This window comes from Streptomyces sp. NPDC054863, assembly GCF_053610825.1.
Window position 1 is genome coordinate 1 of sequence record NZ_JBSGZD010000012.1, and the last position, 14,214, is coordinate 14,214.

The window sequence follows — 14,214 nt, forward strand, 5'->3', positions numbered from 1 at the left end:
CCGTTCGGTGCGGCGGTCGCCGCGGCCAGGTCCCGACGCGAGCTGGTCGTCCAGCCCCGGATGGGCTTTCCCACCGGCCCGGCCATGCGGCGCGGGCTGGAAGCGGTGCGGGACGTGCCCGTCCGCACGGTGGGGACCATCACCCTGGACAGCTACACCCGGGTCGGTGACCACGCCTCCGCACGCCGCGCGCTCGACAACGGCGAGAACCTCAACGGCTACCCCCTCGTCGCCCAAGGCCCTTCTGCCGCAAGGAAGTTGACCGAGGGCCTCGGCGGCGGCCAGTTCGCGGTGCAGGTCCGGCACGGCTCGCCGCTGCCGCTGGACATCTTCCGCACACTCCTCGACTCCGGGCTCGACGCCACCGAGGGCGGACCCGTCTCCTACTGCCTGCCCTACAGCCGTACGCCACTGGCACAGTCGGTGGACGCGTGGGCCCGCTGCTGCGAACTGCTGGCCGAACGCTCGCCGCACGCGCATCTGGAGAGCTTCGGCGGCTGCTTGCTCGGCCAGCTCTGCCCGCCGGGCCTGCTGGTGGCGGTGGCCGTCCTGGAAGGAATGTTCTTCGAGCAGCACGGGCTGCGCGACATCTCCCTCAGCTACGCGCAGCAGACCGACTTCGGGCAGGACGTGGCGGCGATCGCCGCGCTGCGCAGGCTCTGCGGGGAGAAGCTGACCCGCTCCAGCTGGCACCTCGTCCTCTACACCTACATGGGCGTCTTCCCCCGGACCGAGGGGGGCGCCCTGGCCCTGCTGCGTCACAGCGCGTCGCTCGCCGCCCGTACCGGAGTCGAGCGCCTCATCGTCAAGACGCCGGCGGAGGCCCACCGCATCCCCACCGTGGAGGACAACGTCCGGGCCCTGAAGGAGGCGGCACGTGCCGCGGCGGACACGGATGCCGGGCCGAGGGAACCGGCGGTCGACGACGGGGTGTACGAGGAGGCCCGCACGCTGGTGGAAGCGGTCCTCGGCCTCCACCGGGACGTGGGCGCCGCCCTCGTCGAAGCCTTCGCGCGCGGCTGGCTGGACGTTCCGTACTGCCTGCACGCCGACAACGCCCAGCGCTCCCGCAGCTACATCGACGGCGACGGACGGCTGGCCTGGCTCTCGGTGGGATCCATGCCGATCCGGGCCCGGCCCGCCGCGCACAGCCGCCGGCTCGGGGCGGACGACTTCCTCGGCATGCTCTCCCACGTCCGGTCGACGTTCGACTGTGCCGCCCTCGCCTGGGCCTGACGGTGCGGCAGGGCCCCCGTGCCGTGCCGCCGCCGTGTGCTCCCCCTGCTGCCCCTGTCCCTTCCCCTCACCGATCCGTGCGGCACGCGCCGCAGCATTCGTGACACAAGGAGAACCGCAGTGAACCTCCCCACACCCCCGCAGGACGAATACACCGTCGCCGTCATCGGCACGGGCCCCCGCGGCCTGTCCGTGCTGGAACGGCTCGCCGTACTGCTGAGCGATCCCGGCCCTTCCCCCCGCCCCGTCCGCATCTACGCCGTCGACGCCGTGGAGGTCGGCGCCGGACGGGTCTGGCGGACCGACCAGGACGACTGGTACACGATGAATACCGTCATCGGGCAGGTCACGATGTTCTCCGGCGGGCCCGACGGCGGCCGGGCCCGTCCGGGCGCGGGCCCCTCGCTCGGCGAGTGGCTGGACGACTGCGCACCCACGACGGCGGACGGCCCCGCGCTCGGCCCCGACGACTTCGCCTCGCGCCGTGACTACGGTCGCTACCTGCGGTTCGTCTACCGCACGATCACCGACGAACTGCCCGCTCACGTACGGCTGATACCGGTGCGCGCCCGGGTGGACGCGGTGCGGCCCGGTCCCGCGGGCGGCTATTCGCTCACCCTGGACGACGGGCGCGGGATCACGGCAGAGCGGGTCGTGCTGGCCACCGGGCACCCCCGCAACGAGCCCGACGACTTCGACCGGTCCATGCTCCGGTTCGCCGAGGAGCACCCGGGGGTCCGTTACGTCGGCGGCGACTCGGCCGCCGACATGGATCTCGAAGGCGCCGTGGCGCCCGGAACCACCGTGGCCGTCCGCGGACTGGGTCTCTCCTTCTACGACGTGCTGCTGTCGCTGACCGTGGGCCGGGGCGGTGCGTTCGTCCGCGACGCCGAGGGACGGCTGGAGTACGTGTGCGGAGGGCGCGAGCCCCGGGTGGTGGCCGGTTCGCGCAGCGGGCTGCCCATCCCGGCGCGCGGACGCAACCAGAAGGCGCCCGGTCATGTCCACCCCGCCCGGTTCCTCACCCCGAAGGCGGTCGACGCGGCCCGTGCCCGCCGGAGGGCCGTGACCGGCAGCGCGCGGCTCGACTTCGACGAGGACCTCCTGCCGCTGCTGCTCAAGGAGGTCGAGCACGTCTACTGGACCACCCGGGTGCGGGCCCTGGCAGGCGCCGAGGAGGCCGGGCGGTTCGCCCTCGCGCACGCGGCGAAGCTGGACGCCGGCGAGGACACCTCCGTACTGCTCAAGGAGGCCGGCCTCCAGGACGCTCCGGAGCTGGACCTGTGGGCGCTCGCCCGGCCCTTCAAGGGAGAGACCTTCGCGGGCCGTGCCCAGTGGCAGGAGCGGTTGTGCGCGGTGATGCGCGACGACCTCCAGGAGGCGGCGCTCGGCACGCTCGACGGTCCGCTGAAGGCCGCCCTGGACACCCTGCGCGACCTGCGCGGCATCGTCCGGTCGGCCGTCGACTACGGCGGGCTGCTGCCCGACTCCCACCGTGACGCGTTCCTCGGCAGGTACGGACCGGTCAACGCCCTGCTGTCGGCGGGCCCTCCCATGGTCCGCACCGAGCAGCTGATCGCGCTCATGGAGGCCGGGGTGGTGGAGATCGTGGGTCCGGACACGAGGTTCGGCACCTCCGCGCAGGCAGGCCGGTTCACCGTGCACTCCCCCCAGGTCCGGGGCTCCCTCCGGACCGCCGACGTGCTGATCGACGCGCGCATCCCGGCTCCGGCCCTGCCGCGGGACAGCGCACCGCTGACCCGTCAGATGTTCCGGGACGAGCTGATCCGCGAGTTCGTCAGCACCGATGCCGCCTCCGGCACCCGGTTCGCCACCGGCGGCCTGGACATCGTCCGGGGGACCTTCCAGGTCCGCGACTCCGGGGGCCGCCCCCACCCGGGGCTGTTCGCGCTCGGCATTCCGACGGAACACGTGCGGTGGTTCACCCAGATCGGCAACGGGCGCCCCGGCGTGGCCACCGACTTCCTGAAGGTCGCCGACACCGTGGCGCGCGAGGTCCTCGCCCCGCTCGACGCGGACCGCAGGGAGCAGGCCTCGCGCCGGACCCCCGAGGAGTGGGCGGTCCTCGTCGGCCACGACGCCTCCGCAGTCCGTTAAGGAGGGGCCCGCGCACCGTCCGCAGACCGCCCTCCGTACCGCATGCAGCACGAAAGGTGACACTCCATGGCACATCCAGAATCCGAAGCCACCCGCGCGTTCCGGGAGGCGCGCGACGTTCTGCTGACCCACCGGGACGACCTCGACGCGGCACGCCGGCTGTTCCGCTGGCCCCGGCCGGAGCGCTTCAACTGGGCACTGGACTGGTTCGACGTGGTGGCCCGGGACAACGCACGGCCCGCCCTGCGGGTCCTGGGGCCCGGCGGCGACACGGACTTCTCCTTCGACACGATGGCCCGGCGCTCCGACCAAGTCGCCTCCTGGCTCACCGGGTTGGGGGTGCGCCGCGCCGAACCGCTGCTGCTCCTCCTCGACAACCGGGTCGAGCTGTGGGAGACGATGCTCGCCGCGATCAAGCTCGGCGCGGTGATCGTGCCGACGTACACGACCACGACGCCGGGCGAGCTCGCCGACCGCATCGCACGGGCGGGGGTGCGGCACGTGGTGGCGGCCTCCGAACTGGTGGACCGTCTGGCAGGCATTCCCGGCGACTGGACCCGCATCGCGGTGGGCCCGCGAAGGCCCGGCTGGGTGCCCTACGACGACTCCCACGCGGCTGCGGCCGAGTTCGTACCGCAGGGAGGGTCGGCTGCCGACGACCCGCTGTTCTGCTACTTCACCTCGGGGACGACCTCCCGGCCCAAGATGGTGACCCACACCCATCTCAGCTATCCGGTCGGCCACCTCTCCGGCATGTACGGGAACGGCGTGCGTCCGGGCGACTTCCATCTGAACGTCTCCGCGCCGGGCTGGGCCAAGCACGCCTGGAGTTCGTTCTTCGTGCCGTGGAACGCCGAGGCCACGGTGGTGGCCCTGGCCGAGCCGCGACCCGGTCCCGCCACGGTCCTGGAGGCGCTGCGCACCCGGGAGATCACCACGCTCTGCGCGCCGCCCACGGTGTGGCGCGGCATGGTCCGCCGCGGTCTGGGGGAACGTCCCGCGGGGTTGCGGGAGGCCGTCGCCGTCGGCGAGTCCCTGGAACCGACGCTCCTGCACGCCGTACGGCAGGCCTGGGGCATGCCCGTCCGGGATGGTTTCGGCCAGACCGAAACGACCGCCCAGATCGCCAACCCCCCGGGGCGGGAACCCGTTCCGGGACGGATGGGCTGGGCCCTGCCCGGGTACGACCTGGTGCTGATCGACCCGGAGACGGGCGAGGAGGTGCCCGACAGCACGCCCGGCGAGCTGTGCGTGCGCCTGTCGCCGCCCCCGGTCGGCATGATGACCGGGTACTCGGGCGACCCGGAGCGCACGGCCCGGGCCTTCGAGAACGGCCTGTACCACACGGGCGATCTGGTGGTGCGTCACCAGGACGGCAGTTACGGCTACCTCAGTCGTACGGACGACATGTTCAAGTCGTTCGACCAGCGGATCTCGCCGCTGGAGCTCGAACAGGCGCTGCTGCGCAGTCCGGTGGTCGCGGACGCGGCCGTGGTGCCCGCCCCTCATCCCGTGGGCCTGTGGGAGCCGAAGGCGTTCGTGGTGACCGCTCCGGAGCACGGCGAAGGCGCCGCCGCCGCGGAGGCGATATTCCGCCGCATGGCCGAAGAGCTGCCGCGCGAGAAGTGGGTGCGTGTCCTGGAGTTCGTCGACCGGCTGCCCCTGACACCCTCCGGCAAGATCCGCCGGGCGGAGCTGCGGGATCGCGCCGTGGCGACGGGGACGGTCCACCGGCTGCCGCACACCTGGGACGAGGAAGGAGATCCGGATGGACGAGCGGACGGCACGGCCGAGTCCCCTGCTGTGCCTGTGCGCACAGGTCACGGAGCATGAGGTGATCGAGGCGGTGCGGCACGGTGCGCACGACCTGTCGGGGGTCCGTGCGGCCACCGAGGCGGCCACCGGCTGCGGTGACTGCGCGTACGACGTCGAGGACCTGATCGACGCATGCCGTACGGAGCCGGCGGCGCCGACCGCGCGGAACTGACCGCGCGTCCCGGCCCGGAAACGGGCGGGCGGGGCGCCGTAGAAGTGGTGGGGGAGCCGGGCCGGGGGCCCGGCTCCCTGCCGTTCAGCGCCGGACACGATGGGCCAGGAACGCGCCGGCCGTGGCCAGGGCGAGTCCTCCGAGGGTGGACAGCCCCAACGGCTGTCCCAGCAGAACCGCGGCGAGCCCGGCGGTGCACATCGGCACCAGGTAGAACAGGCTGCTGACCTGGCTCGTCCCGTTGCGCTGCAGCAGGTGGTAGAGCAGGCCCACGCCGACGATCGAGTTGATCAGGGCGCTCCACAGCAGCACGGGCCAGTAGCCGGCCGTGAACTCCACCTCCCAGCCCTCGTGCAGCAGGGCCGGCACCAGGGTCACCGCGGCGGCGGCCAGCAGCTGGACCGCGTTCCCCCCGACCGGGTCCACCTGGCCGCAGAAGCGCTTCTGGTAGACGGTGCCGACCGAGATGCCGAGGAGTCCCAGGGCGAGGAAGCCCAGCCCCAGCAGGTAACCGCCGGAGAGCTGGATGCCGTCGGAGACCGCCAGGGCCACACCGCCCAGCCCCAGCACCAGTCCCGCGCACTGCCCCGCCGAGACGCGTTCGCGCAGCATCGGCACGGCCAGCAGGGACGCCGTCAGCGGGTAGAGCGCGATGACCAGGGCCGCGAGCCCCGAAGGCACTCCGAGGTCCATTCCCATGTAGATGCTGGAGAACTGGACGGCCTGGACGAGCGTGCCCGCGACGGCCAGGTGCCACAGTTCCCGGCCCCGGGGAAAGGTCTTGCGGCGGAGCCCGGCGACGGCCAGGAGGACGAGGCCGGCGAGGGCGAAACGCAGGGTGGCGAAGGTGTAGGGAGCGGCGTGCCGCAGCCCCAGCGAGCCGCTGATGAATCCGGAGCTCCAGACCACCACCAGCGCCGTGGGTGCCACCAGGCGGGCCTTCCCCGCCTTGGGCCGACGGGCCGTTCCGGCCGCGGCACTCGTACCGCCGGGGGCCTGGGGCGGCTTGGGATTCTCGATGCGCGGGTTCGGACTGATCACCGCTGACACTCTCCCCTCGTGTGCAATAAAACGCACTCTAGAGCAGAATATCGCTCATGGCGAGAGAGGGAAGCCCTTCATCCAGCCCTGTCCGATCCCCTCCGGTCCTGGGCGATCACGGGCGGACGCCGGGTCACCCACGGCCGTGCGCGCACGGCGAAAAGCCCCACGGACACTTGTCCGTGGGGCTTCGGAACCCACCGCCCCGCCCTGCGCGGTCGCAGGCAGGGGCAGGAGGATCGGGGGGAGCAGGAGGGGCGGCAGTTCAGTCCGGCACGAGTGCGGTCAGTAGAGGCTGGAGAACAGCACGCCGACCAACTGGGCAGGCTCGCCCGTGTCGTTGCGGAAGCTGTGCGGATGGCCCGCCGACCACTGGACGCAGTCCCCCGCACCCAGCACGTGGTCCTGCCCGTTGTAACGGGCCACCAGGGCGCCCCTGGTGACCATGATGAGGTCGGAACCTTCGTGCTGGAGGTCCTCGGCCAGGCCGCTGTGCGGCGCGAAGTCGCCGGTGACCACCTGGTAGCCCAGCTCCGGGGAGCGCAGTACCCGGTAGACGACGCCCGGCGCCCGGTCCAGGACCTCCTGCTCCTCCCGGGGGTACAGCGAGGGAGTGGCCCGGCCGCGGGAGAAGCCGAGGAAGGAGCCGACGTCATGGTCGAACACCTTGGCCAGGCGTCCGAGCCGTTCCAGCGCGATGTCCGTCTCCCCCCGCTCCAGCGCGGCCAGGAAGGACACCGAGAGGCCGCATTCGGCCGCTACCTGGCGCAGCGACATCCCCTTGTGGGTGCGCAGCCGGTGCAGCACCTCACCCGGTGGCGGGAAACCCAGTTCCGGGTCCCGCGGGGCGGTGGCAGGTGTGGAAGAGGCCGACTCTGTCATGTCCCACATCCTAGGACCGCCGCCAGGCCGCCCTGCGCGGCCGGGCTTCGCCTCACACGGCTTCCAGGAGGCCCGACTGGGCAAGGAGGACTCCCAGCTGGCAGCGGCTGCGCGCACCCAACTCCTGGTAGATCTTGGCCACATGGGTGCGGCAGGTCCGTACGCTCAGACCGACGCGGCGGGCGATCGCCTCGTCGGTCTCCCCCTCCGCGAGCAACTGGATGATCGACATCCGCACGCTGGAGACCAGCTCGCTGACGTCCGCCGCCCGGTTCTGGCTCTCGAACGGCCTGGCATGCAGCCACGCACCCTCGAACACCCCGAGCAGGAAGACGACGACGCCCGGCTGCCGTATGGCCAGGGCCACGTCGCGATTTCCGTCCACCGGGATGAATGCCAGCTCCCGGTCGAAAATGATCATCCGCTCGAAGGAGTCGCCGATGGTCCGCACCTCGCCCCCGGCTCCGCAGATGCGCTCCACCCTTTTTCTCGTCGGCCCGTCGAAGCGGGTGGAGTGCTGGTACAGCGTCCGCCCCCTGACCTGCCTTCCGAGCGCGGACTCGGGCGGTTCCCACACGTTCTGCGTGGCGTCGCCGGCGCCGCGGCCACCGCCCGGGCGGGCCACCAGCATCTCGGACTCGCACTTCTCCGCGGCCGCCGCGATCTCCGCCGCGATGGCCTCCGCCCCGATGACGGTCTGGAACGGTTCCACCGGGCAGACCTCCCGCAGGGTCCGCTCGTGCACCTCCTGGAAGACCGCCAGTTCGGCCTGGATCTGCTCGGACTGACGCTCCATGTGGGCGATCTGCGAGTGCAGCGGTGCCAGCCTGCGGGAGGCGGCGGTGCGCGGGGCGACGGGCACCAGCACGCTGTGGTCGTCGGCGAGCGAGCGCAACAGCTGCCCGTCCACCAGCAGTTGTACGACCCGGTTCATGCGCACGTCGTCCCAGCCGAGTTCCCCTGCGGCCTGGGAGTAACAGAGGACTTGGCACCGGAGTGCAAGTCGGTAGAGCTCCTCCAGATCCTCGGTCTCCCTTAACAGATCGGGATACCGGCTCTTGAGACGTTCCTGCATCTCGCCCCCTTCAGTGCGTCCAACAAAGTCGCCGCGCACCGGCCGTTCGCGCGGCACCCGGAGAAAGGGCTCGCCCGCGTCTTGCCAGAACGGGCTCACGGGGTGTTACTTATAACGTTCGATCGTGCTTAATATCGCACGCACTTGTCGACTCGTCAACTGTGGCGGACGGGGGGACCGCAGAAAGCCGCCTCCCGTCCATCATGGCGGACGGCTTACCTCGTGACGTCGAAATCCCTCACGGATGGCGTGGAATAGGCCACGGCGACCTGCACCAGGAACGCCGTCTCCTCGTCGAGGTCGTCGGTGCGGAAGTCGCCCGCCACCAGCGCCGTCTGTGTCGGCCGCCGACTCAGCATCGCCTTGCGGCCCTGGTGGAGTACGCACGCCAGCACCGCCGCGTCGTGGCTGACGGGCGGCGGCGAAACGGTCCGCAGGTACGCGCCGGCCTCCTCGGAGGCCGACGGATGGCAGAAGTTCTGTACGACGAGCAGGGCGTCCCGTATCTCGATCACCTTGCGGTACTGGAGCAGCGACAAGGGCCCCCGTGGACGCAGGAGTTCGGCAGCCCAGGACCGGCGTGGGTCCAGCACGACGTGCGGCACGAGCGAGGTGAGGTCGTACCAGAGCGGCCACAGCCGCCGGATCGTCACCACCCGGCAGGCCGCCCGCCGCACCACGGAAACGATCGGAATCATGAGGGCCGACGCGCGCAGCAGCGCGTGCAGGAACATGCAGAAGGGGAGCAGCACCACCACCCCCTCGGCCGGCCACACCAGCCGGATCCCCTGGCCCGCCCAGTACACCCCCGAGAAGACGGTGCCGAGGCCGAACAGCCGCAGCGTCGTCCTCACCACGGGGTTCTCACTGCGGCGGCGGCAGCGACGGCACACCCACACGCACACGACGTCGGCCGCCAGGTGGGCGCCGACCAGGATCCACCAGTACGCCGTCCCGGGATGGGAGTCTCCCGCCCGGCCAACGGTGTGCTGGGCGTGGGGCGGCGCGAGGCGGTCCACGACGGCCAGGGCCAGGATCGCGGCTCCCGCCACGAGGTACAGGGGCCTGCGGTAGCGCTTCCCGCGGCCGGTCGCGGTGACGGCGAAGTCCAGCACCGCACTCGCCGAGACCATTCCGCTGAGGTTCGCCAGCAGGCCGACGTCGTACGAGACGCCCTTGTGCCGGACGAGCCACCCGGCCGCCAGGCTGAGCGTCATCGCCGCGGCGGCTGCCGCCACCGCCACCCACAGTCCGCGTTGGCTGCGTACCCGCACCGACGCGGGCATCCTCAGCAGCACGGCGACCCACAGGACCACCACCGAGACGATCTCCAGGCGCCTGCCGAGTTCCTCCCACCCGACGCTCATGCTCATGCTCAACGCTCGTGCGGTGTTCCGAGGCCCAGCGCCGCCTCCAGCGGGTCCAGGCCCTCGGCCGTCGCCGCGTCCGGCCCCTTCTGCCAGGTACGCAGCACACCGGCGAACATCTCGGCCTCCTGCTCCTCCCGCGTCGTGTAGTCGGTGCGGCCCAGCAGGCGTTCCACCAGTTTCAGACTCAGGTCGGGAAGCAGCGCGGCGGCGAACCCGCCGAACTCGTCCGCCTCCAGGGAGTGGTGGTCGAACAGCATGTGCCCGATCGCGTGCAGGACGATGTGCTCCTGGTGGGAGCGGGTCGTCTGCTGCTCGAAGAAGATGTGGTCCGAGTCCCCGGTGGCCAGCCACAGACCGCAGGCGCCCGCCGTGGCCGCCTGCAGCGGCAGCGGATGGAGGTGCAGGGCGCGGCCCCGACTCGTCTCCAGCGCCCGGCAGAGGAGTTCGAGCGAGAACGGGTCCGGCGGGTCGAGCTGCTCCAGCAGCTCTTCGCAACGCCGGCGGAGCTTGACGTACCTGGCCGGCCTACGGTGTGCCCTCGTGATTCTCTCCCCCCGTCCCATGCGTGGTCAGCGTCTCGGACCGGCGGGACCGGGCCCCGGCGGCTCGTCCTCCCCACCGGCCGGCTGCCCGCCGACCCCGGTGAGATCCTGGAGCCGGCGCACTTCGTCGACCATCGCGATCAGTGCGTCGAGACTGGCGGTGGACAGCCCGTTCGCCCGCAGTGCGAGGTTTCGCACCTGTGTGTCACCGAGGGCGGAGGCCAGTGCCAGCTGGGCGTTGACCCGGGTGGCCACGGTGTCGTTGACGAAGTAGTCCACCGGTACGCCGAAGAACTCCGCGAGCGCCTCCAGATGATCGAGGCTCACGTTGGACTTCTTTCCGGTGGCGAGCTCCCAGAGGTAGGTTCCCGAGATGGCCCGCCCGGTGGTCTGCGTGATCTCCAGGGCGAGCTTCACGTAACCGGGGCGTTTTCGTTCGTCGGGGTAGAGGGTGCCGATCAGCGTCGTGAGCCGCTGGTCGATCTTCCGCTCGACGGGCGAGCCCGATCCTCTGGCCGGGGAACTGCTCATGCGCGTCTGTGTTCCTTCCTGTCGAATGGGCGTCCCGCCGCCGCCCCTCCGCCAGCATGAACGCGTCCCACCTCACTCAGCCTAACTTCGTCCGCCCACGCGTTCGGTCGCTTCGGGCCAACTGCCGCTTCCCGGGGGCGCCGTGGCCGGGCGCCGGTCCCAGTCCATGACCGACCAGGGCAGGGCGAGGTCACCGAGGTCTCCGATGGTCTTGGGTTCGAGTCCGTCCACGGACACGGCCGTACGATGCTTGCGGTACACGGTGTCCATGTAGCGGTGCCCGGTGTCGGCCGCGATGAAGAGGTACTGGCGGCCGGTGCGGAAACGCGCCTCCCAGGAGGCCGCGAGGTGGGCGCAACCGGAGGACATGCCGCCGAAGATGCCGTGGTCGCGGTAGAGCCGCACGGTGGCGGAGACGGCCTGCTCGTGCGCGATCCAGTGGATGCGGTCGTACAGCGAGTGGCGCACGTTGCGGAACGGCACCGGGCTGCCGATGCCGGAGATGCTCGCCACGGGGTCCTCGACGGGTTCGCTGCCGAAGGTGACGCTCTCGAAGGGCTGCACCCCCACGAGTTCGGTGTCGGGACGCGACTCGCGCAGATAGGTCGTCAGGGCACCGGTCGAGGCGCCGGAGCCGACACCGCCCACCAGCGTGAGGGGCACGTCGCCGAACTCCCGGTCGATGTGGGCCGCGCAGGCCCGGTAGCCGAGGTAGTGGTAGTCCTCGTGGTACTGCTGCATCCAGTGCACGTCGTCCCGTTCGGCGAGCACCTCGTGCACCCGGGCGAGACGCACCTCAAGGTCCATCTTGTCCACCAGCGGGCCTGGCGGGATGGCCACCTGGTCCACGTGGACCCCCAGCAGTTCCAACTGGACCACCACGGACGGGTCGACCTTGGTGGAGCAGACGACGCGGCACTTCATGCCGTACTTGTGGCAGGCGAGTGCGAGCGCATACGCGTACGTACCGCTGGAGCTGTCCATCAGGGTGTCGCCGGGGCGCACCCGGCCGGTGTCGAGCAGGTGCCCGACGGCCGCGAGCGCCGAGTAGACCTTCATCGTCTCGAATCTGGCGACCACGAGGTTGTCGGTGATCCGGACGAGGGCCGGCAGCTTCACGGCGTCGGCGATGTGATCAAACATGTCCCCACCCCACTTGGGAGAAGTGGCACTGGTGGCCCAGGCCGAGGAAGTACGCGGACAGGTCGGCGAGGACGTACGGGTCGGGGCGCTGCCGGAAGAGGTAGCCGATAACGGTTCCGGTGTGCGCGACGAAGAGCCCGTCGGCCCGGAACCGGATGCGCCGGGCGAACAGTGCGTCGAAGGTCTCCTTCGGGACGACGCCCTGCGACAGGGCGGCGCTGCGGGTGGCGGCGGCGGCGACCGCGACCGCGTCGGCGCGGGCGAAGGACGTCACCAGGTCCTGCACGCAGTCGTCGTAGGCGCCCCGGTGGCGCGTGTAGTGGGCGAGCAGCGCGGGGCCCGCGGCCTCGGTGTCCACCGTCCCCTCTTCGGTGAGGTAGCAGGCGTACAGCCCCACCTGCGCACCGAGCGGCCGGACCACCCGCTGCGAGGCGCTGAGGTACAGGGCGAACTCGTCGAGGAACACGCTGTCGGCGCGCTCGATCCGGCGCAGGATGCCGGTGATCGTGTCCTGCTCGTGCGGCAGGCCGAACACCCGGAAGAGGCAGCGCAGCGTGGCGACGATGTCCGCCGTGGAGCTGGCCATGCCCTTGCCCGTGGGCAGTTCGCTGTGGAAGGTCATGCGGCCCGGTGGCATGGTGAGGCCGAACCGGTCCAGCAGCAGCTCCACGGCGCGGGCGGTCTTGGGCCGGCCGTGCAGGGCCGAATCGTCGAATCCGGTGGCTTCCGGGTCGGCGGTGAAGTGGCACCAGCTGAACTTGTCCACGGGCAGCGAGACGATCGAGATGTGCGGGACGCCGTCCTCCCAGTGCGGGCCCTGGTAGAGCTCGCCGAGGGTGCCTCGGCTGATGCCGCTGTGGACGGCGGACGGGGAGCCGGCCAGGGTTTCCGGGCGCGTGGCCCGCCGGGGTGACGCGGTGCGCGGCTCAGTGGGCGTCCGCAGCATGACCGGCCCCTTCCGGGGTGGTCGCGGCCAGTGCGCAGAGCAGGATGTCGAACCCGCGGGCGAGGTCCTCGGGACGGATGGTGAGCGGCGGCAGGACCCGCAGCACTTCGTCGGCCCGGCCGCAGCGCTCCAGTACCAGGCTGTCCCGGAAGCACAGTTCCTGGATGCGCCGGGCCCGGTCGGGGTCGGCCGTGTCGATGCCGACGACCAGACCCCGGCCGCGCACGGACAGCCCGTGCGCGGCGGCGACCCGCGTGGCGAAGTGCTGCAGAGCCGCGGCGTTCTCCTTCAGCAGGGCGAGGAATCCGGGCTCGTTCCAGTAGCTCAGGGCCGCTGCCGCGGTGACGAAGGCCAGTTGGTGTCCGCGGAAGGTGCCGCTGTGCTCGCCGGGTGCCCAGACGTCCAGCTCCGGCGAGATCAGTACCAGGGACATGGGAAGCCCGTACCCGCTGATGGACTTCGACAGGGTGATCAGGTCGGGGACGATGCCCGCCTGCTCGAAGCTGAAGAAGTCTCCGGTGCGGCCACAGCCGGCGAAGATGTCGTCGACGATGAGGACGATCCCGTGCCGGCGGGTGAACTCCCTTAGTGCGCGCAGGAATCCGGGCGGTGCGCAGTAGATCCCGCCGTCGGACTGGACCGTTTCGAGGATGACCGCGGCCGGCAGCGGAGTGCCGCTGGAGGTGTCGGCGACCATTCTCTCCAGGAGGGCCAGCGGGTCGAAGGGGCCGGTCGGCCCCTCCGGGTAGGGCACGAAGGTGGTGCTGTGGGCGTCGGAGCCGAGCCCCGTGCGGGCTGCGAGGTCGCCGGTGACGGCGAGGGAGCCGGCGGAGACGCCGTGGAAGCCTCCGTAGAACGAGACGACGCCGCGCCGGCCGGTCGCCTTGCGGGCCAGTTTGAGCGCCGCTTCGACGGCGTTGGTGCCCGTGGGACCGCAGAACTGCACCTTGTGGTCCAGGCCCCGGGGGCCGAGGACCGTGTCGTGCAGCGCGTCGAGGAATTCCCGCTTGGGCGCGGTGTAGAGGTCGAGGCCGTGGGTCAGGCCGTCCGACTCGATGTGGCGGAGCAGACGGTCCTTCAGGGCCGGGGGGTTGTGGCCGTAGTTGAGCGCTCCCGAGCCGCAGAAGAAGTCGAGGTACTCGCGGCCCTCCTCGTCCTGGAGGAAGGATCCGCGGCCCTTCACGAAGACGGCGGGGAATTTGCGGGAGTAGCTCCGCACCTCGGACTCCAGCCGGTGGCGGGAGGCCTCCTCACGGACGGTCGGGGGTGGCAGCGGGGTGCGCATGCGGTGCTCCTTCGGCCGGGTGGATCAGAGTGGGACCGCCGCGGACGGGCGCGTCACG

13 protein-coding genes are annotated in these 14,214 nt (G+C 71.4%); 4 read left to right on the forward strand and 9 right to left on the reverse strand.

What is annotated here, in order from left to right; all coding sequences use genetic code 11:
- From ACWGIG_RS04350 to ACWGIG_RS04365, 4 genes are all read left to right on the forward strand, one after another.
- On the forward strand, window positions 1–1,236 hold a 1,236-nt coding region (locus tag ACWGIG_RS04350), incomplete at its 5' end, for a methylaspartate mutase (protein ID WP_453319987.1).
- A gap of 120 nt (window positions 1,237–1,356) precedes the next feature.
- On the forward strand, window positions 1,357–3,354 hold the full coding sequence (locus ACWGIG_RS04355; RefSeq protein WP_453319988.1) for an FAD/NAD(P)-binding protein: 1,998 nt from the start codon (window positions 1,357–1,359) through the stop codon (window positions 3,352–3,354).
- 66 nt (window positions 3,355–3,420) lie between these two features.
- Complete coding sequence (locus ACWGIG_RS04360) at window positions 3,421–5,187, forward strand: AMP-binding protein (protein ID WP_453319989.1); 1,767 nt, start codon at window positions 3,421–3,423, stop codon at window positions 5,185–5,187.
- A gap of 1 nt (window position 5,188) precedes the next feature.
- On the forward strand, window positions 5,189–5,341 hold the full coding sequence (locus ACWGIG_RS04365; protein WP_453319990.1) for a (2Fe-2S)-binding protein: 153 nt from the start codon (window positions 5,189–5,191) through the stop codon (window positions 5,339–5,341).
- A gap of 84 nt (window positions 5,342–5,425) precedes the next feature.
- Here ACWGIG_RS04365 and ACWGIG_RS04370 read toward each other — a convergent pair whose 3' ends face one another.
- The 9 genes from ACWGIG_RS04370 to ACWGIG_RS04410 form a co-directional block, all read right to left on the reverse strand.
- Entirely contained in the window at window positions 5,426–6,382 is a 957-nt protein-coding gene (locus ACWGIG_RS04370) for a DMT family transporter (protein ID WP_453319991.1), read from the reverse strand.
- Window positions 6,383–6,667: 285 nt separating this feature from the next.
- Window positions 6,668–7,264, reverse strand: a complete 597-nt coding sequence (locus ACWGIG_RS04375) for a cupin domain-containing protein (RefSeq protein WP_453319992.1) — start codon at window positions 7,262–7,264, stop codon at window positions 6,668–6,670.
- A 52-nt stretch (window positions 7,265–7,316) separates the two neighbouring features.
- A complete protein-coding gene (locus tag ACWGIG_RS04380) occupies window positions 7,317–8,339 on the reverse strand; it encodes a LuxR C-terminal-related transcriptional regulator (RefSeq protein WP_453319993.1) in 1,023 nt (340 codons plus the stop codon).
- Between the two features lie 215 nt (window positions 8,340–8,554).
- Window positions 8,555–9,706 carry an MAB_1171c family putative transporter gene (locus ACWGIG_RS04385; protein ID WP_453319994.1) on the reverse strand — a complete coding sequence of 384 codons (1,152 nt, stop codon included), beginning with the start codon at window positions 9,704–9,706 and terminating at the stop codon, window positions 8,555–8,557.
- An 8-nt stretch (window positions 9,707–9,714) separates the two neighbouring features.
- Window positions 9,715–10,272 (reverse strand): hypothetical protein, encoded by a 558-nt coding sequence (locus ACWGIG_RS04390; protein ID WP_453319995.1) that lies wholly within the window; start codon window positions 10,270–10,272, stop codon window positions 9,715–9,717.
- A gap of 6 nt (window positions 10,273–10,278) precedes the next feature.
- Window positions 10,279–10,782, reverse strand: coding sequence for a hypothetical protein (locus ACWGIG_RS04395; protein WP_453319996.1), 504 nt, complete (start codon window positions 10,780–10,782; stop codon window positions 10,279–10,281).
- Between the two features lie 81 nt (window positions 10,783–10,863).
- The gene (locus tag ACWGIG_RS04400; protein WP_453319997.1) at window positions 10,864–11,925 is read right to left on the reverse strand and encodes a pyridoxal-phosphate dependent enzyme; all 1,062 of its coding nucleotides are present in this window, start codon (window positions 11,923–11,925) and stop codon (window positions 10,864–10,866) included.
- Window positions 11,918–12,871: a GHMP family kinase ATP-binding protein gene (locus ACWGIG_RS04405; protein ID WP_453319998.1), complete on the reverse strand. Its 954-nt coding sequence runs from the start codon at window positions 12,869–12,871 to the stop codon at window positions 11,918–11,920. The genes ACWGIG_RS04400 and ACWGIG_RS04405 overlap by 8 nt, the downstream gene beginning before the upstream one ends.
- Window positions 12,852–14,156: a diaminobutyrate--2-oxoglutarate transaminase gene (locus tag ACWGIG_RS04410; protein WP_453319999.1), complete on the reverse strand. Its 1,305-nt coding sequence runs from the start codon at window positions 14,154–14,156 to the stop codon at window positions 12,852–12,854. Before ACWGIG_RS04410 ends, ACWGIG_RS04405 begins: the two co-directional genes overlap by 20 nt.
- Window positions 14,157–14,214 lie beyond the last annotated feature (58 nt).